The organism is Lysinibacillus sp. NPDC047702 (assembly GCF_050272555.1).
Taxonomy (GTDB): Bacteria; Bacillota; Bacilli; order Bacillales_A; family Planococcaceae; genus Lysinibacillus.
In genome coordinates, this window is the sequence record NZ_JBNNMG010000075.1 from 1 (window position 1) to 24,704 (window position 24,704).

30 protein-coding genes are annotated in these 24,704 nt (G+C 34.0%); 21 read left to right on the plus strand and 9 right to left on the minus strand.

The genetic code is table 11. The features are described from left to right. From ACQKIM_RS24025 to ACQKIM_RS24065, 9 genes are all read left to right on the plus strand, one after another. The coding region (locus ACQKIM_RS24025; RefSeq protein WP_427548809.1) for a M15 family metallopeptidase at positions 1-501 on the plus strand (501 nt) is incomplete at its 5' end. 128 nt (positions 502-629) lie between these two features. After that, complete coding sequence (locus ACQKIM_RS24030; protein ID WP_427548811.1) at positions 630-902, plus strand: YolD-like family protein; 273 nt, start codon at positions 630-632, stop codon at positions 900-902. Positions 903-917: 15 nt separating this feature from the next. Continuing rightward, positions 918-1,256 carry a YolD-like family protein gene (locus ACQKIM_RS24035; RefSeq protein ID WP_427548813.1) on the plus strand — a complete coding sequence of 113 codons (339 nt, stop codon included), beginning with the start codon at positions 918-920 and terminating at the stop codon, positions 1,254-1,256. Beyond that, entirely contained in the window at positions 1,249-1,590 is a 342-nt protein-coding gene (locus ACQKIM_RS24040) for an aconitate hydratase (protein WP_427548815.1), read from the plus strand. Before ACQKIM_RS24035 ends, ACQKIM_RS24040 begins: the two co-directional genes overlap by 8 nt. 680 nt (positions 1,591-2,270) lie before the next feature. Further along, the gene (locus tag ACQKIM_RS24045; RefSeq protein WP_427548816.1) at positions 2,271-2,600 is read left to right on the plus strand and encodes a hypothetical protein; all 330 of its coding nucleotides are present in this window, start codon (positions 2,271-2,273) and stop codon (positions 2,598-2,600) included. Between the two features lie 667 nt (positions 2,601-3,267). Then, the gene (locus ACQKIM_RS24050; protein ID WP_427548818.1) at positions 3,268-3,840 is read left to right on the plus strand and encodes a class I SAM-dependent methyltransferase; all 573 of its coding nucleotides are present in this window, start codon (positions 3,268-3,270) and stop codon (positions 3,838-3,840) included. Further along, complete coding sequence (locus ACQKIM_RS24055) at positions 3,841-4,428, plus strand: DedA family protein (RefSeq protein ID WP_427548820.1); 588 nt, start codon at positions 3,841-3,843, stop codon at positions 4,426-4,428. It abuts the gene before it with no gap. Between the two features lie 41 nt (positions 4,429-4,469). Continuing rightward, positions 4,470-5,171, plus strand: a complete 702-nt coding sequence (locus ACQKIM_RS24060; protein ID WP_427548822.1) for a response regulator transcription factor — start codon at positions 4,470-4,472, stop codon at positions 5,169-5,171. Further along, positions 5,155-6,669 (plus strand): sensor histidine kinase, encoded by a 1,515-nt coding sequence (locus ACQKIM_RS24065; RefSeq protein ID WP_427548823.1) that lies wholly within the window; start codon positions 5,155-5,157, stop codon positions 6,667-6,669. Before ACQKIM_RS24060 ends, ACQKIM_RS24065 begins: the two co-directional genes overlap by 17 nt. On the opposite strand, the gene ACQKIM_RS24070 is transcribed toward ACQKIM_RS24065, so the two are convergent. Together ACQKIM_RS24070 and ACQKIM_RS24075 are read right to left on the minus strand one after the other, a co-directional pair. Then, positions 6,653-6,958, minus strand: coding sequence for a hypothetical protein (locus ACQKIM_RS24070; RefSeq protein ID WP_427548825.1), 306 nt, complete (start codon positions 6,956-6,958; stop codon positions 6,653-6,655). The genes ACQKIM_RS24065 and ACQKIM_RS24070 overlap by 17 nt on opposite strands. Before the next feature lie 347 nt (positions 6,959-7,305). Beyond that, the gene (locus ACQKIM_RS24075; protein WP_427548827.1) at positions 7,306-8,184 is read right to left on the minus strand and encodes a LysR family transcriptional regulator; all 879 of its coding nucleotides are present in this window, start codon (positions 8,182-8,184) and stop codon (positions 7,306-7,308) included. Positions 8,185-8,286: 102 nt separating this feature from the next. Between ACQKIM_RS24075 and ACQKIM_RS24080 the strand changes: the two genes are divergently transcribed. From ACQKIM_RS24080 to ACQKIM_RS24095, 4 genes are all read left to right on the plus strand, one after another. Beyond that, positions 8,287-9,459, plus strand: coding sequence for a YbfB/YjiJ family MFS transporter (locus ACQKIM_RS24080; protein WP_427548828.1), 1,173 nt, complete (start codon positions 8,287-8,289; stop codon positions 9,457-9,459). Positions 9,460-9,548: 89 nt separating this feature from the next. Beyond that, complete coding sequence (locus ACQKIM_RS24085; RefSeq protein ID WP_427548830.1) at positions 9,549-10,238, plus strand: DNA alkylation repair protein; 690 nt, start codon at positions 9,549-9,551, stop codon at positions 10,236-10,238. Between the two features lie 365 nt (positions 10,239-10,603). Next, positions 10,604-10,762 carry a competence pheromone ComX gene (gene comX / locus ACQKIM_RS24090; RefSeq protein ID WP_427548832.1) on the plus strand — a complete coding sequence of 53 codons (159 nt, stop codon included), beginning with the start codon at positions 10,604-10,606 and terminating at the stop codon, positions 10,760-10,762. Between the two features lie 44 nt (positions 10,763-10,806). Further along, positions 10,807-13,095, plus strand: a complete 2,289-nt coding sequence (locus ACQKIM_RS24095; RefSeq protein WP_427548834.1) for a sensor histidine kinase — start codon at positions 10,807-10,809, stop codon at positions 13,093-13,095. Positions 13,096-13,633: 538 nt separating this feature from the next. Here ACQKIM_RS24095 and ACQKIM_RS24100 read toward each other — a convergent pair. The 4 genes from ACQKIM_RS24100 to ACQKIM_RS24115 all read right to left on the minus strand — a co-directional run bounded on the left by ACQKIM_RS24100 (position 13,634) and on the right by ACQKIM_RS24115 (position 16,371). Continuing rightward, a complete protein-coding gene (locus ACQKIM_RS24100; protein ID WP_427548836.1) occupies positions 13,634-14,134 on the minus strand; it encodes a methylated-DNA--[protein]-cysteine S-methyltransferase in 501 nt (166 codons plus the stop codon). 3 nt (positions 14,135-14,137) lie between these two features. Further along, positions 14,138-14,764, minus strand: a complete 627-nt coding sequence (locus ACQKIM_RS24105) for a bifunctional transcriptional activator/DNA repair enzyme AdaA (protein WP_427548838.1) — start codon at positions 14,762-14,764, stop codon at positions 14,138-14,140. 175 nt (positions 14,765-14,939) lie between these two features. Further along, positions 14,940-15,800, minus strand: coding sequence for a YitT family protein (locus tag ACQKIM_RS24110; RefSeq protein ID WP_427548840.1), 861 nt, complete (start codon positions 15,798-15,800; stop codon positions 14,940-14,942). 34 nt (positions 15,801-15,834) lie between these two features. Then, positions 15,835-16,371 (minus strand): helix-turn-helix domain-containing protein, encoded by a 537-nt coding sequence (locus tag ACQKIM_RS24115; RefSeq protein ID WP_427548842.1) that lies wholly within the window; start codon positions 16,369-16,371, stop codon positions 15,835-15,837. Between the two features lie 176 nt (positions 16,372-16,547). On the opposite strand from ACQKIM_RS24115, the gene ACQKIM_RS24120 reads away from it, so the two are divergent. The 6 genes from ACQKIM_RS24120 to ACQKIM_RS24145 are packed head-to-tail and all read left to right on the plus strand — an operon-like array spanning position 16,548 to position 21,041. Continuing rightward, positions 16,548-16,799, plus strand: coding sequence for a PLD nuclease N-terminal domain-containing protein (locus ACQKIM_RS24120; RefSeq protein ID WP_427548843.1), 252 nt, complete (start codon positions 16,548-16,550; stop codon positions 16,797-16,799). Beyond that, on the plus strand, positions 16,783-17,685 hold the full coding sequence (locus ACQKIM_RS24125) for an ATP-binding cassette domain-containing protein (RefSeq protein ID WP_427548845.1): 903 nt from the start codon (positions 16,783-16,785) through the stop codon (positions 17,683-17,685). Before ACQKIM_RS24120 ends, ACQKIM_RS24125 begins: the two co-directional genes overlap by 17 nt. 4 nt (positions 17,686-17,689) lie before the next feature. After that, positions 17,690-18,469, plus strand: coding sequence for an ABC transporter permease (locus tag ACQKIM_RS24130; protein ID WP_427548847.1), 780 nt, complete (start codon positions 17,690-17,692; stop codon positions 18,467-18,469). A 19-nt stretch (positions 18,470-18,488) separates the two neighbouring features. Next, entirely contained in the window at positions 18,489-19,190 is a 702-nt protein-coding gene (locus ACQKIM_RS24135; RefSeq protein ID WP_427548849.1) for an ABC transporter ATP-binding protein, read from the plus strand. Further along, positions 19,180-20,766 (plus strand): hypothetical protein, encoded by a 1,587-nt coding sequence (locus ACQKIM_RS24140; RefSeq protein ID WP_427548851.1) that lies wholly within the window; start codon positions 19,180-19,182, stop codon positions 20,764-20,766. The genes ACQKIM_RS24135 and ACQKIM_RS24140 overlap by 11 nt, the downstream gene beginning before the upstream one ends. Continuing rightward, positions 20,763-21,041, plus strand: coding sequence for a GntR family transcriptional regulator (locus ACQKIM_RS24145; protein ID WP_427548853.1), 279 nt, complete (start codon positions 20,763-20,765; stop codon positions 21,039-21,041). Before ACQKIM_RS24140 ends, ACQKIM_RS24145 begins: the two co-directional genes overlap by 4 nt. A gap of 178 nt (positions 21,042-21,219) precedes the next feature. On the opposite strand, the gene ACQKIM_RS24150 is transcribed toward ACQKIM_RS24145, so the two are convergent. From ACQKIM_RS24150 to ACQKIM_RS24160, 3 genes are all read right to left on the minus strand, one after another. Continuing rightward, positions 21,220-21,393 (minus strand): hypothetical protein, encoded by a 174-nt coding sequence (locus ACQKIM_RS24150; protein WP_283872963.1) that lies wholly within the window; start codon positions 21,391-21,393, stop codon positions 21,220-21,222. Further along, positions 21,377-22,804, minus strand: a complete 1,428-nt coding sequence (locus tag ACQKIM_RS24155) for a recombinase family protein (RefSeq protein WP_427548855.1) — start codon at positions 22,802-22,804, stop codon at positions 21,377-21,379. The genes ACQKIM_RS24150 and ACQKIM_RS24155 overlap by 17 nt, the downstream gene beginning before the upstream one ends. 131 nt (positions 22,805-22,935) lie before the next feature. Further along, positions 22,936-23,220 carry a hypothetical protein gene (locus tag ACQKIM_RS24160; protein ID WP_427548857.1) on the minus strand — a complete coding sequence of 95 codons (285 nt, stop codon included), beginning with the start codon at positions 23,218-23,220 and terminating at the stop codon, positions 22,936-22,938. A 271-nt stretch (positions 23,221-23,491) separates the two neighbouring features. On the opposite strand from ACQKIM_RS24160, the gene ACQKIM_RS24165 reads away from it, so the two are divergent. Both ACQKIM_RS24165 and ACQKIM_RS24170 read left to right on the plus strand, forming a co-directional pair. Further along, the gene (locus ACQKIM_RS24165) at positions 23,492-23,641 is read left to right on the plus strand and encodes a hypothetical protein (RefSeq protein ID WP_286924182.1); all 150 of its coding nucleotides are present in this window, start codon (positions 23,492-23,494) and stop codon (positions 23,639-23,641) included. 396 nt (positions 23,642-24,037) lie between these two features. Beyond that, a complete protein-coding gene (locus ACQKIM_RS24170; protein ID WP_427548859.1) occupies positions 24,038-24,208 on the plus strand; it encodes a hypothetical protein in 171 nt (56 codons plus the stop codon). The last annotated feature ends 496 nt before the right edge of the window (positions 24,209-24,704 follow it).

The window sequence follows — 24,704 nt, forward strand, 5'->3', positions numbered from 1 at the left end:
GATATTGCTGTAGCACCTCCTAAAGATTTATACAATATATCTACTTTATCAAGAGTAGGAGCGATTGCTAAAAAGCTTGGTATCACTTGGGGAGGTTATTGGCCGATTAGTAGCTCTGATGCACCTCACTTTGAGATACCTACAAACTGGAAAGCACCTACAGGTTACAAGTTAGAAGGTACAGTAATTGTTCCGTCTAATAGCAAATTAAAAGTTCAACTTATAATTAATGATAAAGGGCAAGCTTTTGAAGGTATTAATGACGGTAAGTTATACCGAGTACAATCAGGAACTTTTACAACGCAGACTCAAGCAAATGCTGCTAAACAGGCGTTAGGTAAGTATAAAATTGCGAACGCTGATTATGTACGAGTAGTTCGAGATGGTGGTAAGTGGAGATTTATTACTGGAACATACGCAACACAAGTGGTTGCTAATAACGCCATTACTGAAATGAAACGTCTTAGCATTTTATCGTATGCCGAGTCCATTTTGGCTTAACAAAAAGACTATGGATGACCAGGTAATCACAAAAATTTGTGAACTTGGTCATTTTTTTATTGCCAAATACAGAACATTCGTTCTATAATATACACAAACAAATGTTCTTACTTTGAGGAGGCGTAAAGATGGCAACTAAAACAAAAACACCAGCAAAGAAAAAAGAACCAAAGCACTTAGATCGAGACGAGTTTGATTTAGAAGAAATCGCATATGCATTGACCCAAGCAATGGAAGAAAATAAGACCAAAGCATTTTCGATTTATAAAAGAGATGAAACACTCTTAGGTATAGTCAATAAAATGGATGCTAACACTAGATTAATTCACATCAAGGATAAGTATAGGATTGTCCATAAGGTACATTTTCTTGATATTTTAAGTATTTCTGATGTTGATTAGTGGAGAGTGATTTTGATGATACGTGATCGTGGCAACATGAAATGGACAGCTATGATGCTACCGGAGCATCTGGTGAAAATTAGAGAGTGGAAGCAAGAGCAGTTTTACGATAAAAGACGTGAGTTAACCGAGTGGGAGCTAGAGGAAATAGAACTAACTATTCAAAGAGCTTTTAAAATGCGACAGCTCGTTACACTCACTCTATGGGACAACAATAGATTACGCGATGAAACTGGATTAGTAACAGGAATGGACCCAATAAAAAAGGAACTATTACTTGATACAGATATATCAGTAAAACGTATTGCATTTAGTGATATACAAGATGCAAAGTTGGTAGATGACGATGATTAAAGGCGAGGATCAAAGAATTTTACATCAATATATACTTTTAGATATGGCTATTAAATCGTTACAACAGGACTACCAAGCATTTGAAAATTTGAAGATGGCTAAAGTATTTTTGCCGATAGTAGATGATCTGCTAAAAAATATAAGAAATGATTTTTACAATAAAAAACGATTGCTAGAACAAAGGGGCATACGTGTCGTTAAGTGGGTTAAAACAAGTGAGTATTTCAGCGAGGTATCTATCGCTACCAAAGGGGAAGATGAAGTACTGCGTTACGCCAAGCAAGCTCTGAAAACTCAAGTTGAAGAATTGATAAGTAATTACTTGAATAAATGACCTAGTATACAAAATATCTAAATGAACAACACATAGTTGAAAAAGAATAAAATAAGCCACTCACTATTATTAAAATGAGTGGCTTATTTTTATAGATAGACAAGATTAGAATAGAAAAAATACACGAATACTAAAGCATGGACATCGAGACATTACACCTTATAGCTATTCGTTATTTCGAACGTATTCGGACTAGATGTGAATTTATAAAAATTTATTCTTATATAGAACTAGAAGAAGGGAATTTTGCTTTCTATGGTCTGTTTAAATGCAAGCGTAGAGTCATGGTAAAAAAAGTTATTATTGCTCCTGATGGTGAAATTATTGACTTTTTTTCATTGTAAAAACGAAAAAAATGTCGAAAAATGTAGTAACGTCGCATCGATTTTGGGTGCGAAACCCATTTAAAAATAATCATTCCAGTGTTACCATAAAAGTAACAGTATAAGGTGAACCTTTGTTCTGAAATCTGTAACGGAGATGATTGATATTTTAGTCCAGAAAACAAAAAAACACACCTCAAGCAGCAACTTGAGATGCGAAAAAATTCGAGTGACATCCACTCAATAAACCAATACTAATTATAACCGATAATGGTTATTAATCAATATTATAGCCAAAAACGATTGTAATTAAAAGTAAATAAAAGTGGATGTCCTCAAAAATGAGGGGGATAAATCATGCAAACTATTGTCCAAAAAGCATTCATATTAATCATGGAAGAACGAGTTTTCCAAGTAGCATGGGAGAAAGCAAATAAAGACAAACTCTACATTAAGTATAATAAAGCAAGAAGTTCTGCACTTGAGTTATTAAGCGAATCACTGACAACAGATAAACAAAAATATCTTCTCAATGATCTAGAAAATACTTGGAATTTTATGGACCGAATAGTGCAAGAATACGCATATCGTCAAGGATTACAAGATAGTCAGATGATTCATAAGGAATTGAACACTTTTGGTATTGATGTTACGAGGGAAAGTATTGATGTTACATTCATAGAATAAATCAATCACTCTCAGGATAAAAATAGAAAGTCACTCAAATAATACTGCATCCCAACTGTTAGATTTTTGGTCTAACTTTTGGGGTGAGGTACAAAAATGAGTGACTTTCTTCTATTATAAATAAAACAACAACATTAGATATAGTAAGTATTAATTAGGGTCATAACATACATGACCCTGTTGCGACCCTTCCGCATAGTATAAGGTTGAGTAGTTTTGATTCGAAAATATCTTAAAATAAGCGAAAATATGAATCTGTGAGTAAGAATGATAAATATTGATGCAGCAATGATTTAATACGTATATAAGAACGTAAAAAATACAGCTACTATGGTACTTCTAAATATTTATATAAATCTAAAGTTATCAAATTCAATATATACCTGTCCGTATTTTTTTGTACCCCAAGTACCCCAGAAAAAAATGCTTCGTACCCCACATGTACCCCATATGAGAATACAGCGAAATACAAATAAATAAAGTTTACTTAAAATATTACATACATAGATTGCACGGAAACAAAGGCATATTCATTAGTTAGCCTATTATAGATACAACTAAATAATGTAAACTCTTAAGAAAAAGTTAAGAAATCTCCTCGTAAATCTTTAAGAAATGCTCGTTATAGTAAAGGCATTCACATTTCATCAGATTGGGGAGAACTTGAATGCAATTTATAACGTTTCTTACTGAATTTATAAAACACCCAAAGAATATTGGTGCGGTTTCACCTAGTTCGAAAAAATTGGCAAAAAAAATAGTCGAAGCTATTTGTTTTAAAAAGGCACAATGTATTGTTGAGCTTGGTCCTGGTACAGGCTCCTTTACTAAAGAATTAATGAAAAGGAAGTCGCATACTACAAAGCTAATACTCATTGAAAATAATGCCGTTTTTTATAATAGGCTTCGTCAACAATATGAGCATGAGCCGAATGTTATCGTAATCTACGGCTCTGCTGAGAATTTAGGGTTGTATATGAAGAACTTAAATATCGAAACAATCGACTATATTGTATCGGGTTTGCCTTTTACATCCTTAAATCCAGTCGTTGCATCACGAATCTTACAAAATGTAAAAGAGTGTTTAGAGGAAGGGGAATTTATTACATTCCAATATTCACTAGTTAAGAAATCATTTATCCAACAATTTTTTGATACTATTACCCATGAAAAAGTATGGATTAATCTTCCACCAGCCTATGTGCTGAGCTGTAGGCAGGGAACGAAGAGGGTTAGTTAGATGGGATTGAGTGAGCTATTATCCTTTATAGAGCAATACGGTTATTGGGCATTGTTTTTTAGTCTCTGGCTTGGCATAGTGGGGATGCCGCTTCCAGATGAGATGATTGTAATGAGTGGCGGATTTTTAGGTTCCATGGAAAAAATGTCGGTCTTGAAAGCCTTTATCCTTACGTATTTAGGTGTAGTATCTGGATTGTCTCTAGGCTATATCCTTGGGAAGGGGTTTGGACATAAAATAGTAGATAAATTGCTGAAAAAGAAAAAAGCTAAGTATTTAGTAAAGTCCAAGGAGCTAATAGATAAATACGGACATTTTGCCTTAGTTTTCAGCTATTTTATACCTATAGTTAGACATATTATTCCTTACTTAGTTGGCATGAATAATATGCCCTTTCTAAAATACGCTATGTATTCCTACACAACAGGTTTTATTTGGACATTGCTGTATTTTACACTTGGGTTATTCTTTGGCAAGCATATTGAGTATATATCTGCCCTGGCTACGCGTTATGGTATTTATTTTGGAATATCTGTCGGTATAATCGGTTGTTTATATTATTGGTATATACGAAAATTGAAAAGATAGTTAAAATTAGGAGCAATAATGATTGAAATTGGTGGGATTGGATGACGAAAGAAACAATACTAATTGTAGATGATGAGAAGGAAATAAGAAATCTTATCGCTATTTACTTAAAAAATGAGGGCTATCATGTACTAGAGGCAGGTGATGGAGAGCAAGGCTTAAATCTGCTAAAAAAGCATAAGGTGCATCTCATAGTTTTAGATATCATGATGCCGAAGATAGATGGTATTGAGATGTGTATGAAAGTTAGAGAAATAGCAGAAATGCCCATCATAATGCTGTCAGCGAAATCACAGGATATGGATAAAATTGTTGGGTTAACATTAGGCGCAGATGATTATGTAACTAAGCCCTTCAATCCTCTAGAGCTTATTGCGCGCATTAAATCCCAGCTTCGTAGATACATAAAAATGAGTCGACACGATACGATGAACGAAAATGAGATAGAGATTGGAGATATGCGTATAAATATAGCTACGCATGAGGTTATTGTCAATAATGAAAAAGTAAAGCTTACCCCAAGAGAGTTTTCAATTCTTGAACTACTTGCGAGAAATCAAGGTATGGTAATGAGTGCTGAGCAAATTTATGAAAAGGTTTGGAAGGAAGAAGCAATCCAATCTGAAAATACCGTAATGGTGCATATCCGAAAAATACGAGAAAGGGTTGAGAGCAATCCTAGAAATCCTCAATATATTAAAACCGTATGGGGAGTAGGTTATAAAATTGAAAAAGATCAGTAAGCTTGCTTTTTACCTATTTTCAAAAATCAAAATGCTCATTATAAAAGCCATCACAAAGGTGCGACAAAACCTTAGAATTCAGTTATTAACCACTTTTATTTTCTGTGCCTTTCTAGGGCTAATTGTTACAAGAGCTTCACTTCCTCTCCTTGGAAATATGAATGAGAGAACTACTATTGACTATAGACCAGGTATGCAGCAAATTCGTTATCAGGTACAGCATGTAGTAGACAGAGCCATCAGCGACAATAGTATTGAAGCCTTAAGACAATTGATTGAGGATGAAAATGTCATGCTTGAAATGAAGCAGAGTGCATTAAAAGTATTAGTGACAGATGAGAGCGGAAAGGTGCTGTATAAGACAAAGCAAGCTGAGGAGGAACAAATTAATTTACATAATAAGATAGGGCGTGTAATGGAATTTGCTATTATTCAGCCACTCAATGCACAGACGATTGAGCAATCACGACAAGAATATATTACCTTTTACCCAATAACGATTGAGGATAAAAATTTATATTTATTTGTTAGTGGTATTCCACAAGGGGTATTGTATACAAGTACAACGGAGGGGGAGCCGATTTCTTACTTTATTGCGATTGCTGTTTTTACTTTATCTTTCTTTTATTTAACAAAACGAAAAATGAAGCAAATTGAAGCACTAGCAAAGGGGGTTATGGAGATTGCAAAAGGAAACCTTGGCTATCGAGTTAAGAAAAAAGGCATCGATGAAATCGCATTATTAACAGAGAATGTCAATCATATGGCTGAAGCAATCATGACCAATATCGAAATGGAACGAAGGATTGAACAACAAAAAAATGAATTAATCACCAATGTATCCCACGATTTACGGACACCACTAACCTCGATAATGGGCTACTTACGATTGTTAAGAGAGGGGAGATATGAGACAAAGGAGCAATATGAAGAATATCTTAAAATCGCATTTTCAAAATCCGAGCAATTAAAGAATTTGATAGATGATTTATTTGAATATACGAAGCTAACGAATGAAAATATCGTTATGGGGAAACAAGAGGTTTGCATCAATGAGCTTCTCGAACAATTAATAGAAGAGCTGATCCCACAAGCTGAGGAAAATAATCGTTCATTCGTGAAACATTTTTTGGAAGAGCGTATCTTTACTTTCATTGATACTGAAAAAATGGTCAGAGTCTTTGATAATTTACTTATGAATGCGATTAAATATAGCTCAGGTAACGGCCAAATTTTGGTTTCCCTTGAACGAAAAGGAAGTCGTGTAATAATAGGTATCGCTAATGAGAGTGATGAATTTACATCAGAAGAGCTGGTGAACTTATTTGAGCGATTTTATAAAAAAGATCAATCAAGAACCAATGTCAAAGAAGGCTCAGGGCTTGGCCTTGCCATTGCTAAAAGTATTGTCGAGCTGCATGGTGGCAACATCCATGCAAAATATTCGGATAAGATGTTGCATTTTATCATCACGTTACCTGTTATAGCTGCTGAATAATGATTGTGTGATGATGTGGTAAATTGTAATGTAGCAATTCATTTATTTTTGTTAAGATATGTGCATCTTTTATCAAAATTTGAAGCTCAGTCTGTTTGTACTGCCGCTGAAACTCAAAAATGTAGTCAATGATAATTTGTAAGTTAAGACTGTTTTCAATTTCGATTTCCACAAAAAACGGTAAAGTCATTTGAGGATGAATATAGCAGCCACCTCGACGAATCCAAATAGCTTTATCAACATAGTATCGAATAGGTAGCTGACGATTACTGGCAATCAATATATCCATATATTGCTCCTTTATATATACGATTTAACAAAAGCGTAATGGAAATGAGATAAATCGTCAAAGGATAACAATTTGGATAGGAGAAAAGAGCTGTTTAAATCTCGAACAGCTCCTTCATAGTGTTGAAAAACAGGAATTACATTTTGTCGAATACAATAGGAAATCTTTGTTTTGAGGGAGGCCTTGGTGAATAGAAGAGAAAATATGCACGAATAACTAGTATTTGTGCTAGATAAAAGACCAGTTTTACTTAATAGAATATGGACGCTTGCTTTCCTATGGTATAACAACATAAAAGAGCTGTTCAAACGTCGAACAACTCCTTTTTAAAATGACAAGATAAAGTTTTACATGGATGGGTAGTCATATGCAGCAATTGCTTCAAGGAAATCTTTTAGTACAGGAGATTGTACTTCGTCATTGCGATAGATAAACCAAGTAGGCACTTGAGCTTGCTTTGTGGTTAGTATGTGCAGGGACAAAGATTGGGTTTTCATATATTTTTGAGCAATTGCTCGTGGTAATAAGGTTACACCTAGCCCCGCAGCAACACAGCCAATGATTCCATCCAAGGTACCAAACTCCATACGGTTTTGCGGACGTACCCCATCCTCATGCAGCCAGTGCTCTAAAATGGCTCGATAGGAGCAGCCATTGCGAAAAGTAATCAAGGTACTTTCTTCTAAATCTCGTAAGCTATCAATATGCCTATGCTTGCTGGATGTAACTACTACTAGCTCCTCGCAAACAAATTCCTTGGCAAGAATATTTTCCTTATACACTGGTCCTGTTACAAAGGCTCCATCCAATTCGAAATTTTCTAATTGTTCTATATTTTGCTGCGTTGGATTTGTTACTATTGTAATATCTATCTGTTCATGTGCCTTATGGAACGTCGTTAAAAGTGTGGGTAAGTGAAGTGCCGCGGTCGTTTCCATAGAACCGATACGTAGAAGGCCTCTATGCTCATTTGGATTTTGAAGGATTTCAAAGGATTTCTCATAGAGATGTAGCATTTTTAATACCATCTCATAAAATTGTTCTCCCTTTGGTGTTAAGCGGATACCCCGATGTCCACGATAAAAAAATGTTGTTTGATACATGGTCTCAAGGTTTTGTATTTTCATAGAGATATTGGATTGCGTGTAATTAAGCGCTTCAGCCGCTTTCGAAAAGCTACCGGTTTGCACGACTGTCCGAAAAATAGAGAGATCATTCATATTCATATATTTCACCAGCCATCAATTTATTTGATATCTATTATAACGAATTCGCTCTATTTGTGATACCTGGATTTTCGTTATAGTGAGGATGAATGGAGGGAAAATATGAACAAGCAAACTATTCAATATTTAATAGGAGGTATTTTCGCATTAGTGATTGCTATGGGGATTGCTCGATTCTCTTATACAGTGATATTGCCGTATATGCAAGATACCTTTGCCTTTAGTCGAGCCACAGCAGGATTTTTAGCTACTAGTAATTATCTAGGTTACTTAGTGGGGGCATTGGTGGCTGGTCGTTTACAACTAGGAGATAAGCGTATTCCTTTATTACAAATAGCACTTATAATGAGTATTTTGACAACAGCTTTCATGGGCTTTACAGATGCCATTATCGTCTGGTATGTACTTCGTTTTATTTCAGGAGTAATGAGCGCGTTCATCTTTGTATTCGCTGCTAGCCTTGTGCTTGATCAATTAGCAGGGAATGGCAAAGCACATTTATCTGGGCTTTTTTATAGTGGTGTAGGAATGGGCATTGCCTTAAGTGCAATTATTGTATCCCCCATTCATGCTATTTTTAATTGGAATGGAACATGGATTGCCTTAGCAATATTTTGTGTCCTATTGTTTATATTCATTATAATTTTTATAAAACCTGTTACACCAAGTGTTCAACAAAAGGGGAGTACAGCCAAAGCTTCACTGAAAGCACCCCCTACAACATGGATGAAATGGCTGATTATTGCCTATAGCTTAGAGGGACTAGGCTATATTGTTACAGGGACATTTATCGTATCCATTGCAGAGGAGTCTACAAGCTTTCATGGTAACGCTGCGTATGTATGGTTTGTTGTTGGAGTTGCAGCAATTCCATCGTGCATTGTTTGGTCAAAGCTGGCACAGCGCTATGGTTATGTAAGGATATTATTGATTTCTATGCTATTTCAGGGGCTTGGCATTGTATTACCAGCCTTAGCAACAAATACAATAACACTTTATACAAGTGCCTTTATTTTTGGCGCAACCTTTATGGGCATTACCACAGTTGCTACAACATTAGCTAGACAAATATTACCGGTAAATAGCCATCAAATATTAGGATATTTAACTGCTGGATATGCTTTGGGACAAATGCTTGGTCCTTCACTTGCAGGAGCATTAGCCAGCTATACGAACAGCTATCAATATGCATTATTTGGCGCAACAGCCGTTGTTGTAGTAGGTGCCGTATGTCTTATTGGCGGATTAAAATATGAAAAAATTAGTTCTCTGTAAGAATTTTAAAATCTTGCTATTTCATTTATTTTTTTATAAAATACAACTTTTTATAGTATGATAAAAAAATAAATGATAGGAGAATATGGATGCATCAACAGATAAGAGAACAACTCATAAATTTAGCTGATCAAGATTATCAAAAGTTTTCATCCTCACTTATCCCAAATTGCCAACATATTTTAGGTATTCGGTTACCAGAGCTTCGAAAAATAGCTAAAAGCATTGCTAAGGAAGAAGATTGGCAGACCTATTTAAAAACCGCGAGTGATGAATTTTTTGAAGAGGTGATGCTACAAGGGATGGTCATTGGTTATGTAAAGACAAATACGGAGGAGCGCCTTTCTTATATATCTTCATTTGTTCCGAAAATAGATAATTGGTCGGTATGTGATAGTTTTTGTACAGGCTTAAAATTTACAAAGGATAATCAAGAGCGTGTATGGACATTTTTACAACCTTATTTTTCTTCAAATAAAGAATATGAGGTACGTTTTGGAGTAGTCATGCTATTAAATTATTTTATTGATCATCATTATATAGAAAGCGGTTTGAATATAATCAATGCTATAAAGCATGAAGGGTATTATGTTAAAATGGCTGTCGCATGGGCTATTTCCATTTGTTATGTTAAAGATCCTCTTGTAACAATGAACTATTTAAGAAACAATTCACTGGATGATTTTACTTATCACAAAGCATTACAAAAAATTACAGAATCTAATCGAGTGGAAAAAGAGGCTAAAAATCTAATTCGACAAATGAAGCGGAAAATATAGTTCACTAAAATGAAAGCCGTTGTAGGGATGCGTCTCTACAATGGCTTATTTGCTATGGTTCAAATCCATATTGACTAAAGAAGGACCTAGACTCATATTAGTATCTAAATAAATTTGTCAAAAAAAGAAGATAAATCCTGTTTTTAGCAAAATTAACCTATAATATATTAAATTTTAGCAATTTTTAGAAAATAATGTTGATATAAATTGTGATATGAAAGATAATGTAGGTGTAGTTACATTTATGGTTATTAATCCCTTATAAACAAGTAAATAGTGAATAGTTAATAGAAACTGAAACTTAATTGAATACCTTCAAAAAAGTGTAAGTGTAACTATAAAAACTAATGAAATGAGGAGATTTTATGATTAACATGATTCAATATTTAGTAAAAAATCCGTCGTTAGTATCTTTGTTAAAAGAAAAAAAGGCTTCTCTTGTTGGTGTTACGGAACTTGAACAGAAGGCAATTCTTGAATCTTTTGATGAAGTGCTACGTATAGATCTTCGGCTTTGGTACTAAACAATATTAAAAGTAAGTGGTTTTTGCTTGTAATAAGTATTTATTTGTTAATTGGTTTTTATTTACTTTATTTAACTTATAACAAAACATTTATAAATATTGGGGTTAAAGAAGAAAATGGAGAATGGTTAGTAGTGGAATCTTATTACAAAGATTGGGCTACTAAACAACAAATCGAAACTGGAGATATTATAATAAATGTAGATGGAACAGGGATTAATAATATTTCTAATATAAAGTATGATTTCATATTACGAGCAGCCAATGATCTATTAATAAAGAAGCCAAATGGTAATTTAATTCATATACACATAAAACCAAGTGATATTCCTCAACAATTTTATTATGTACTTATAGCACCAACTTGTTACTTTTTTTTGACTTTTATAATATCTCTATATTTATTTTTTAAACAAAAGAATAACCTCTTAGTGAATTTACTTATTCTTTTTATACTAACGGTGTCATTGGCTTATGTTAGTATAGGAGTGGCAGGTAGATTAGATAGTGTTGGTATTATTGTAAATCGAAGTAGTATGCTATTTTGCCTAGTCCTATTAATTCATTTTCTAAAGAAATACTTTTTGTTTTTGAATTTAAAATGGATATTTATTAACAATATAAAAGTACTTTATTTACTGCCCCTGATTACTGTTTTTTTAAGTATTTATAGTACTTTTTATCCTTCTACTTATCCAATATTCTCTAACCTAACACTTTGGATATTTTTCATTTTACTAACTATGATTCTAAGTATATTGGGATTAAGCTACTTTAAATTTAAAACACCTCAATTAAAAATCTTATTAAGTAGTATCATTATCCCGTTTCTACCATTTTTGTTCCTATATACATTACCAAATATAATTTTTAATAAACAAATACTCTCTGCGGATATTTGTTCATTATTTCTAATGTTAATACCTTATAGTTTTATCTTTACACAGTTAACTGAACGTATATTTGATATGGAGTACTATATAACTCGCTTACGCCATTATTTTAATTTTTCATTTGCTTTTACAATATGGCTGTTATTTGTTTACTATTGGATAACTGATATATCTATTTCAAGAATGACACAAATTTTCCCTTTTACCTTCTTCTCTTTAATAGCACTTTTCTATATTAAAGAAAAAATAGATTATTATAAGCGAAAAATCCTTTTTTCAACAAAAGGTGATCAAATTCATAGAATGTATACGACCATTGATAGTATTGGAAGAGTCATAAAGATTGAAGACTTATTGGAGAGATTTGTTCACGAAGTTGCTTTACATCTTGAGATTAATCATATAGACGTACTAACTTATGATTTACAAACACAACAGGTTACTTCATTAAGTAAATCAAAGGAATCAAAAGAATATACGCAAAATCAAATTGATGAAGTTTTGCTAGAGGAACTAAGCTTGGGGGATATAAAGAAAACAGAGCATTTTTATATTGCTTTTATTCACCAAGATGTAAATTATAAAAGAATACTAGTCGTAGATCATAATAAATCTATCTATCTAAAGGGTGAGGAATTATTATGGCTAGAATTATTGCTTTTATATTTAAATAATTTTATAGAAAATACTAAAATGGTGGAAGAACTTTTAGAACAATTAAAGCAGATGAAGGAAGCAGATAATAACCAGGTGCCTTGGCTCAATAAGTTACTTTGGCTACGATTTGAGCAAGAAAAGTATCAATTAGCGCAAGAACTTCATGATACGATTTTACAAGAGCAGCTCCATATTGCTAGAGAAATGTATGAAGTGATTCATGCAAAGAAAACAACAAATATACAAACGAACCTATCTAAAGTACATGACCATATGATTGCATCGTTGACTGATTTAAGAGGTTATTGTGAAAATTTAAAACCTCCACTATTAGATACATTAGGATTAAATGCAGCGCTTAAGAAACTTATCCAAAAATTTCATAAACGTGCTGATTTTGTTCTAATTTACACCATTGAACGTCTTTATTTAGAAGATGAGAGTTTAAACTTGATGATTTATCGTATTTTCCAAGAGTTAATGAACAATGCCTTGAAGCATTCACATGCCAACCTTGTCGAAATACATCTCTTAGAAACAGATAATGGTTTTGAAATCAATTATTCTGACGATGGTGTAGGATGTAAAATGGATGAAATCATTCTTTCCGATTCAATGGGGATTAGGGGAATGCAAGAAAGGGTACGAACTTTTAATGGAAAGTTTTCTATCAATACCAATGTAGGAGATGGAATGTCTATTCGAATTAAGGTAAATGAAGGAGAAATAACCCGCTCCTATGGTTACGAAACTTATAATAGATGGCCTGTTCAGTTAAAGTAAACACACATGGTTTAGATAATTATAAATCCATGTGTGTTTTTCTAACTAATTATAATTAATTCTTAAGTTGTGTACTTAGATCTATAATTGTTAATATAAGGTGAATTGAAAAATTGTAAAAAAGAAGGACAATTCATTGAAGACCACACACTTGATTTAACCGAAAGTGAAATCGAAGCATTATTGAACGGTCCATAAAATGATTTCAAAAAATCAACGAAAAGGTAACGGTTACCAAAATAAATAAAGTTGCTTTAAGAGAATCCTTAGAAAAAAACAGACTTTAAAAATGTTGAACATCCTAGTGGTTTATCGGAATATTTTGATAAAATAAATTTTTCATAGAATTTGCTAATAAGGATCCAATTTTTTATTCTTTTGAATGTATAACGGAATCTACCCATTACACTTTTAAAGATAGTGTTTTTTTTACCTTACAAAAATAAAAAAACCTATGAACTATAAGAATGGTCTTTGAGTCTTTATAGCTTACATTTTGTTTCATTTAGATTTTCCCTCCTTTACATGAAATCATCGCCTATAATTTTTCAAGCTCTAACAGTTTTTTCTTCATTTCAAGCCCTCCACGATAGCCTGTTAATGTGCCATTTTTTCCTACTATACGATGGCAAGGAACAGCTAGTAAAATTGGATTTGCGCCAATAGCTGCACCAACGGCACGAACAGCTGTGGGTTTATTAATAGATCGAGCAATATCTGAATAGGTCTTTGTTTGTCCATAAGGAATGTCATTTAGCGCTCTCCATACTAAAAGCTGAAACGGTGTACCCCTGTAATCAATGGAAAATGTAAATTCTGTCCGTTTTCCTTCAAGATATTCGATGATTTCATCACAATAAGGAGCGAGTAGAGCTGTATTTTCGACCAGCATAGCTTTAGGATATTTTTTCTTAACCCATTCACTCACTGCTGCAAAAGGCTGATTTTGTGATCCAACGTATAAAAGATGTTTGGACGTTGCTGCGACATAGAGATGCCAGTCCTTATGTTGAAGTAAAGACCAATATATGTTGTTCATTTTTCATTTCTCCTTTTTCTCGCTTGATTGATAGAGCTTTCGATATTGAATTGGTGTATGACCAAATTTATTTTTAAATAGAGTAATGAAGTAAGTTGAATTAGAGATGCCTACACTTATCGATATATCTGTAATAGATTTATTTGTTTCAATCAGGTAGTCTTTAGCAGCCTTTAATCGGATATGTTGAATGTATTCAGCAGGAGTAATCCCCTTAATCTTTTTAAATGTTCGATGTAAATGAAAGGGGCTCCCATGAGCAATCATCCCTAATAATTCAAGATTTAACCTTTCAGCGAAATTTTTATCAATGTATTCAGTAACATGATCAATCCATTCACAATCAGGCAGATTTTCGTTTGTTGGCTTACAGCGTTTACAAGGACGAAAGTTTTCATTGAGGGCTTGCTCTGCTGTTAGAAAAATTCGTACATTTTCTTTTTTAGGTACACGTGATTTACATGAAGGCTTACAAAAAATTTTGGTCGTTTCGACAGCATAGAAAAATTGATGATTGTATGTTGCATCATTATGAATGATTGCTTGCCATCTTTCGTCTGTCATCATTTCTACATGATGTTGATTGCTACCACTATTCTGTGCCGCTTCCATGTTTTTTTTATCCTTCATTATGTTTTCACTCTTTTCTTTTAAAATGCTTTCCTCCATGTTTTTGTACAACAAAGTATAACTGCATGTGAACGAAAACATAAGTCCATTCTAACGTAATAGCAAGATATTGAAGTTTTTTAGTCAATAAAAAATCCCCTTCGCATTATAGCGAAAGGGATAATAAGTTCTTGATTTAGTGAATATCTCGCTTTTTGAAGTTACCACCCCGTACCTCTGAAACATCCGAAATAACGACAAAGGCACTTTCATCGATATCTTTGATAATTGACACTAGTTTATTTTCTTCCATACGGTTAATAACACAGTTTAAAATATCTGTGGGTTCATTGGAAAATCCGCCGCGACCTTTTGTATATGTAACACCGCGTCCTAAGCGAGCTTGAATTGCATCTCCAATCTCTTCTGATTTGGCACTGACTACTCGAACATCTTTGGATTTTTCTAAACCAACTTGAATAATATCAATAACATTTTTGGCAATATAGTATGTTAAAGCGGAGTATAATGCGCTCTCTAAGCCAAAAATAAAGCTTGCCCCTAAGAAAATAAAGGCATTGATAAATAATATAATATCCCCGACTGAAAACGGAATCTTACGTGATAGTAGCACAGCTAAAACCTCAGAGCCATCCAAAGCGCCACCATTACGCAAGACAATCCCAATCCCAACACCTAGTAGCAAACCACCAGATAAAACAATTAATAACGGATCATTTGGACCTAAAATTGTTTTAACATCATGCATAAGTACAGTGGAAATAGATAGAGCTGCTATCCCAGTACTACTCATCAATGCAAAAGTTTTACCTACTTGTTTGTAGCCAATCCAAATAAAAGGAATGTTTAATACAAAGAGCAGTACGCCTAATGGAATACCAAAGAGGTGTGCTCCCATAATACTAATACCTGTCACGCCACCATCAATGACATCGTTCGGAATTAATACCGCTTCTAGTCCATATGCTGCGATGATGGCGCCAATTATAATCATGATAAATTTTCGTGTATTTTCAACTGACTTTCTTCTTTTCATAAATCTTCTCCATTTCTTTACGTAAAAATAATACTTAAGGTTTTGGGATAATATTTATAGCTATTGTTTTTGTCTCATCATTGTTTGAGTCGGCCATATTATAGTATTTAATGATTAAATCGTTTAATTCAGTTTCAAAGTTCTGGAATTGATCAGTCGTTAATGTTAAATCAATAAATGAAAAAGTTGCTAAATCAGCAGTGCTTTCTTTTTCATCCAATGAATGTAAATAATTTTGATATTGAGATAGTAAAGTTAATTGATAGTTGGAAACATAATTTAATTTTTGTTTGATCGTTAGTTGTACCCAGTCCTCCGTACTAAGTTTTTCTGCTCCTTCATTTAATGCATAAAATTTCTCTGTAACAGAACGTACTTTTCTCTCTTTCACAATTTTAATGATATTTTCATCTGCTAAAATTTGGATGTGTCGATATAAAGTAGCCTGAGGTACATCCTTTATAATAGAAATCATTTCCAATGTGCTTAAACCTTCTTCTTTATTGTGCATCAGAGCTTGGAAAATTTTCATTCTCACAGGGTGCATTAAAGTCTCTGCCTTATTCCGCATAAAACGAACCTCCTATCAGATGGTATCAAGGGAAGCAATCAAATGTTATCAACATGAGAACATTATCAATAAATATACTATATATTTTTTTTACAGATGTACAGTAAAAAGGTAATGAAATTTTTTACATCTTATGTTATCATTATTGATAATGATAATAAATGGAGGTTTTAGAGATGAAATTACACTATGGTTTTGATGATTTAGACCAACTGGATTGGGCAAGTATACTTCCAATCATTTTGCCATTTATATTCGTAGGATTTGTTCTAATCATTGTTGCTTTATTCGATTTATATCGGCACCGGGATACGCGGGAAAACATACTGATGTGGACCATTATTATTTTGTTCTGTAACTCAATTGGTTCTGTTCTATACTTCATTATTGGTAGAAAGGATGTAAATAAACGTGCGCTTAGAGATTAAAAATATTACGAAAAAGTTTAAACAAAAAACAGCCGTGAATGATTTTTCAATGGTCATTGATGCTAGTGAGTGTGTTGGATTAATTGGACCAAATGGAGCGGGGAAATCCACGTTAATTCAAATCATTGCCGACATTTTGAATGCAGATAAAGGGGAAATTCTTCTTGATGATCAAAAGATTTCATCTATGAAAAATCAAATTGGTTACTTACCTCAGTATCCTAATTTTTACTCGTGGATGACAGCATTTGAAACATTGTCTTTTATGGGAACACTTTCTGGTTTATCAAAAAATGAATTACAGCGAGAGATTCCACTGCTTTTAGAAAAGGTAGGCTTAGGAAAAGAAGCACATATGCATGTGGGGACATTTTCCGGTGGTATGAAGCAACGCCTTGGCATCGCACAAGCCTTATTGCATAAGCCTGCTTTAATGATTATGGATGAACCAGTATCAGCGCTAGACCCCATAGGCAGAAGAGAAGTGTTAAATCTATTAAAAGAAATAAAAAAAGAAACGACTATTCTGTTATCAACGCATATTTTAAGCGATGCGGAGGAAATTTGTGAGCGCTTTGTTGTCATAAAAAATGGTCACAAAATAGAGGATGCGACAAAATTAGAGCTGCTTGAGTACCATCAAGAATCAGCTATCTATGTGAAGTTACGTGAACAAGATTGTAAGTGGTTAACAATGATTGAACATTTACCGTATGTGAAGAAAATCGAAAGCTATGGAGATGGCTTTAAAATATATGTTCATCATTTGGAAGGTGATGCCCATCGATTGTTACAGCACGGATTGGATTCAAACGTAATGTTTACAAAGTTTGAAATGGGTATTCAAGAAAGTCTAGAAGAAATATTTTTAGAATTGGTGGTGTAAGCGAATGAGTGCTTTTATTGCATTAAGCAAAAAAGAAGTACAGCAAATGGCAAGGGAGTTTAAAATATTGTGGCTCCCAATCGTATTTATTTTACTAGGGCTAACTCAGCCGATTATGATGTATTATTTACCGGTTATTTTACAATCAGCAGGTGGTATTGAAGGTATAATAATTGATCCTACGATGGCAAAGCCTGAAGGACAGGAGGTACTTGCCTCAACATTAAATTCACAGTTTGATCAGCTAGGCATTATTATTCTGGTCGTTGCCACTATGAGTATTATTCAAGGAGAGAAAGCAAATGGCATGATGGGCTTTATCCTAACAAGACCAGTATCAATATCTTCATATTTAAATAGTAAAATCATCATCCATTATATTTTAGCTGTTATATGTATAGCTCTTGGCTATGCAGTATCTTATGGCTATTCAGCGTATTTATTTACTACTGTTCCTATGACACAAGCTATGTGGGCTTTTGCATTTTATTGTGTTTGGCTGTTATTCATCATAACGTTTGTTGCGATGATAAGTACATTTTTTAATAGTCCTGCATTTATTGCACTAATAAGTATCGTTGTCCTATTAGTATGCCGCTTTATCGCCGGCTTACATCCTTTTATAGACGCTGTAAATCCTGCAAGTAATAGTTTGTCAGCGGCGAATATACTGATCACAGGTAATTTGGAAGCAGGGGATGGCTTCCATATTATTGTAACACTACTATTGGTGCTATTAATGATTACTACCATGCATGGTTTCATTGCGAAAAAGAAATTTTAAAAGGGATGGTGATGAATGCATGTTATTAATAGAAGATTTACAGAAATCGTATGGACAGCATGAAGTATTAAAGGGCGTAGCATTAAAGGTAGAAAAAGGAGAGGTATTGGGGTTTGTAGGTGGGAACGGGGCAGGTAAAACAACAACATTAAATTGTATTACTGGCTTAGTAGAGCAGGATTTTGGAAAAGTGATGATTAATAATGTACCAAAATCACAGTCACTAGACTATAAAAAGCAATTTTATTTTATCCCTGACACCATTCATGTTTTTCCAAATATAGCTGCCTATGATTGGATACATTTTGTTTTGAGCTTATATGAAAAGACAGATGATGCAAAACTACAAAGCTTCATCCATGTCTTTGGTATGGAAAAAAGTATAAATAAGCCAATGGGAACGTATTCTTATGGAATGCTCCATAAAATGGCGTTGATTACTGCCTTTTCGATTAGTCCGCCTATTCTTATAATGGATGAGCCTTTAAATGGACTGGATCCACTTGCAGTTGTTGCTTTTAAAAATTGTCTAAAAGAATATGTTGAGAATGGTGGGACGGTTCTGTTTTCCACTCATTTGTTGGATGTTGCCGAGAAAATTTGCCGATCCATTTGTTTTTTAAAGGATGGCAAGATCGTTTTACATGAATCTGTAGAAAATCTGCTAGTCGATGGAAGCCTAGAAACTATTTTTATGGAGAAACAAGCTAATGAAGGATAATTTGCCATTAATTAAATTTTTCTTAACATCCGTTTATACAAAACCAAAGCAACCATTGGTACAAGTGCTTTTATTGCTAGCCTTTATTTATATAGCCTTACAGTATTGGGCATTTATCTTTATGATTTATTTTTTTGCTTCCTCAGAGGTGTTTTTATTTTACAGCTTTATAGTATCGAATAGTATCACATATATACTGATTTCCTATTTTGCGATTTCAGTAGTGTTTAGTCAAAGTGATTTTTCTATCTTAGCTCATTTGCCGATTTCAGCGAAGCAGATTGTAATGGCGAAAATAGTAAGTGGTGTAGCTCTACCTATATTGGTCGTTGGAGTACTCTCCATACCTACATTTTTTATTTTATTAATAGAGTTTAATATAGGATTTGCTGTAAAATCTTTTGTATTTTTACTTATGGTAAACATTTTCATTACATTATTTCTACTATGTATTTTATCTGTTTTGAATTATTTTCGCACTATTTTTAGGAATATATCCATCTATTTGATGGTTAGAATGACGTTTATTTTAGGGATTGGCATTTGCCCAATAGTCTTTTTTTTGCTAAGTAATGCTGAGGCAATTAAGCTTGTTTTAGCGAAAATAGATACAGCAACCATGGCATCCTTAAGTGCGTCCATATCAGATTTTCTCGACATAGGCTATCGTTTTGCAATGCAACAGACATGGCTTGCGGGATTATTGCCATTGACAGCTGCCCAAAATGTACTTTATTTCTCTATAGTATTCTTGTTATGCTTTTTATTGTTTAACATAACTATAACAATCATTGGGTCTAAGTATTATGAATATGGTTCGTCTGTGAACAAAATTGAAAAAACGGCTAAGGTTTGGAGAAGCAATACTAGTTGGAGCAATTACTTACAACGAGAATACTGGATTATTCAATCTGAACCCTATTTTAAAATGCAAGCGATCTTAGGTATCATTATGACACCAATCGGCACAGCAGTTTTGCTAATTATGATTCGGATGAATATGCTAAAGGTAGACTGGATTATTGACAATAAAGCTTACCTTTTTGTCTATATGATTTTGTTTTTGAGCTGTATGAACAATATTAGTGGAACACCCTATTCTAGAGAGGGGAAATACTATGCTTCCAGCAAAACATTACCCTTGGAGCCACAGAAAATATATATGGCAAAAGTAGTGATTTCTTCATGCATCAGTACATTATCAGTCATCATAAGCTATAGCATTTATATGCTATTGGAAAAAAATGACATGATAATGATGCTGTATTTATTGATGACATTACTATTAGTCTTTTCTTATAATTTATTGTCTCCGCTTTACGATAGAAGGCATCCATTACTTGACTGGACCAATCCATCAGAGGCCATTAAATCCAATCCTACAGTATTAATTAGCTTACTATATGGATTACCTTTATTGATAATCATTGCAGTACTTCATACTGGCTTGCTTACGTTCAATGTTTCACCATGGATTACAGCAGTTATTATTTTGATGATTGTAACTATAAGTACAATCACGATAATTTATAAGATAGTTGATCGAGAGAATCGGAAGGGATATGTAAACAGTTGAATGTAAAAATAGATATAACTAGTAATATTCCATTTTATCAGCAGCTAACACAGCAGCTGCTTTTAGCAATAGCGATAGGAAATTTGCAATATGGTGATCAGCTACCCTCGATTCGTGATTTAGCAAGGCAAACAAATCTCAATCTTCACACCGTTCATAAAAGTTATAAGGAGCTACAAAAAAGGGGCATTATTACAATAAAGCCTCGTTCAAAAGCATTTGTGATTCATGAAAATTCCACCGAAGCCCAGCGAACCTTCCGCAAATTGCTATGAAAATGGAACAAATTATCATCGAGTCCTATGTTTTAGGGATTGCTGAACAGCAGCTTAAGCAGTTGTTTCAGGAGAGAGTGGAGAAGTATTATATGAAGTATTAGCATTCAGAAATGAGATGACTTCTGTTATTTACAAAAGTCATCTCAAAATTGTTTATTTATACCTTTCAATATAGTTAAATCAAAAACACCGCCACAATCGTCGTAATAACAAGACCAATCACTACGGGTAATAAATTACGCCTTGCAAGTTCAAATGGACTTACATTGCATATGGCAGCAGCAGGAATTAACGCCCAAGGAATTAATGTACCCCCACCAATAAAAGACATATTATTTAGCTGTAACAATTATGATTTCTCTGGCTTGCTTACTGCTCGTATAATCGTCCTTTGTATCAATTACAATTTGCTCAAATATGGTTGTCATTAATTGCTTACGTTCGTAATCATCAGCATTTAACCAAAGAGTATCGATGTTGCGAATAATGGATCTGATTTCCTCGTGATGCCGAATGTCCTGCTGCTGAATATTCTTTAACTCCCGTCGAATTTCTTTTTCTTTGTCCCGTAGTTTTTCGGTTTCGAGTATTAATTCATCAATATCAATAATATCATTTTCGAACATGGTTTTTTTCTTGAGTAAAAGCTTTTGTATGGAGGCCAGTTCCTGCTGTAATGAGGAGAGCTGTGCTTTAGGATAATTGGATTCGCCTTCATTACTTTTAAAATGACCACCCACTAAGTCATCCCACTGGGCAAATACCGTTTGTACTAAATTGTTTTCTAAAATCATATGACTAGTACAGGTTTTTCCTGCTTTCTTTCCTGAACATCGGTAGTTCTTTTTCTTGCCTACTTTGTGCCCTGACATTGAGTGACCGCATCTGGCACATTTTAAAATCGAAGAAAAATAGTAATTGCTTGTTTCACGTTTTCCGCCAAAGGTCCTGCGCTTATCCAACAAATCCTGTAGCTCCCAGAATTCATCACGATCTATAATGCGTTCGTGATTTCCCTCGAATAACTCCCGTTTGCGAGGTGGTTTTTTGATGTCTTTGGGATTAGAGCTGAACATTAAATAGCCAGCGTATGTAGGATTATTGGCAATATCTCGCACACTGTCTACATGCCATCTTCCGCCTCTTCTTGTAGGGATTCCTTTACTAGTTAGTTGACGAGCTAGTGTGTAAAAGCCTATTGATCTAGCTAACTTAAATATTTCTTTTACAATTTGAGCCTCTTCTTCATCTATCCCTAATTCACCATCAATGACCTTATAGCCATAGGGAGGGGTGCCACCTTTCCAGCGTCCCAATTTCACTTTCTTTTCTAATCCAAAGCGCACTCGTTCCGCCGTATTTTCTCGCTCCCATTGTGCAATAGCTGCCACTAGGGTGATAAACAAACGCCCCATAGCATTAGTAGTATCATAGACTTCTGTTGCAGATTTAAAATTACATTCGTATTGATCTAATTCTGCTAAGATAGTATGCAGGTCAGGCACAGATCGAGTTAATCGATCAAGTTTATACACTAGTAGGACATCAATGTCCCCTTGCTTAATTCGATTGAGCATATTTTGGAAATGAGGTCTGTTTAAATCTTTAGCAGAATACCCATCATCGATATAGGGCTTCTCAATAATTCCCCATCCTTGTGATACACAATAAGCTTCTAATTTCTCAATCTGGGCAGCTATTGAAAATCCATGCTTGGCCTGTTCATCTGTACTCACTCGAACATAGATGACGCATTTCATCAGTATTCACTCCTAATAATAAGAAAAGAGCGAGACAAAGGAGCCTTGCTCTTTAATTTATATATAGCACTAAAATTGCATATCATTCATATGATTTTTGCTTAACTACTTATTTTTAGTGTTATTCTTGTTTAACCTAATTTTCCTTTTTGCTCTACGAAAGCTGATAATGTTCCTGCCTTTTGCTCAGCCTCTAATTCTTGACGATAACTTTCCAATTCAGCATCGATTTTATTTTCAACTGTGGCCGCTATTTCGGAGCGGTTTTTAAATAATTGCTCCACATGGTTAAGCAATGTCTCTCGCACATCTCGATCAAGATCCATATAGCCCTTCATGATAGCAATCTCTAATTCTGTGAGGTTGCTTTTTTTTGCGTATTCATCCAGTGAGAAAGTTTCTGGTTGAATAAACATTTCACCTTCACCTGTACGAAGCCAGTGCTCGTTTACATTGAACTCTCTGCAAATATCATAAAGAGTTCGATTCGGTATCCGAAGGTGAGGTATGTTCAATTTGTTATAAAAAAACAGGTACTCTTTGGTGTGATAACGGGATATATATATGCGAAGATTGCGCGCAAAGAATGAATGATATCGGAAATGAACTAGATTAATAAATTAGGTGTTCCACGTATGAAAGTGACAAGCCCAATCGACATATTCTGATAAAAAAGGAGTGTGAATGATGAAAGCAGTAAAAATGACAGAAGAAAAGGTTCGAAAACTGTTACCAATCGTTGAAAGTATTCTGTCAAGGGAATATGGAAGAAAGGTGACACTAAAGGACCTAACAGTAGGAGGCATTACTGTTTATAAAAAAGATTGCGCAAAATAGCGCAGTCATGTCCCATTTTGTACAAGCATACTAATCCATGTAAAAGGACTGATGCTTTGAACATCCTAGTAAAGCGTTGGCTCAACATGACACCTAGTGAACGTTTATGTCGTATCTTCCTACGAACCAATTTACAGTACCTGAAAGGGGGAGTTCATGGAACATAAATTTATTTAGAAAGTGCTATATGACAAGTTAATTTTAATATCGTTTCAAAAAAAGGGAATAATCAAAAATCAACTGGTATTGTGAGAAGTAGATGAGCTAGTTCGCATTGTTTGCCATGTCGCACAATAAGGTGCTACGCAATGCATTAATTGATGAAACAGCCAAGCGGTAGCATGTGTTTAATGTATGAAGAATATATTAATTTAAATGTAAAGGATAGAAAAGGGGATGGGGATTATTGGATTATTAAATATTGTTATGAACGCTTTCGGGATTACCATGATAACATTGTTTATTTTTCTTTGGTCAGCTGATGAAGAGAAGTGGAGTTTAAAGGGCATAGCTTCTTACGCAGTTCCTACAGTATTAGTTTATTTTGTTGTTTTTGTGTTTGTGTAGAAGATAGAAATTTCTAGTATCCAATATAGTGAATCTCCTAACACTAGCGAAGTTCACTAAAAAACGTTGTAAATTGATATTATCAAGTTTTATCAAAAGCGTTCGGAAATGCTCCTAAGAAACGTTTTACAATAATAAACAGGTTACTGGTGCCTGTATGTCGGAAACAAGTAATCGAGACTATTAAATTGATAGTCTCTTTTATAATAACAATACATTCCATCTATCCTATGATAAGGTAAAAATGAGGTGTATGTAATGGATATAGAAAAGAAACTTTATCCTGCATATTCCTAATAGTGACATATCATTCCATGTACATTATGATTAATTTTGAAGGTGGTGAAATAAATGAGTGTGAAAAACAAAGTTAAATATTCTAATATGGTTACAGTAATATCGTAAGCCCGAAATATAAAAAAGCGCACCTTCTCGGTACGCACGACGAATGGCCCGCTATCTGGTTTTTTTTTCAGATAGCTGGCTATTTTGAACA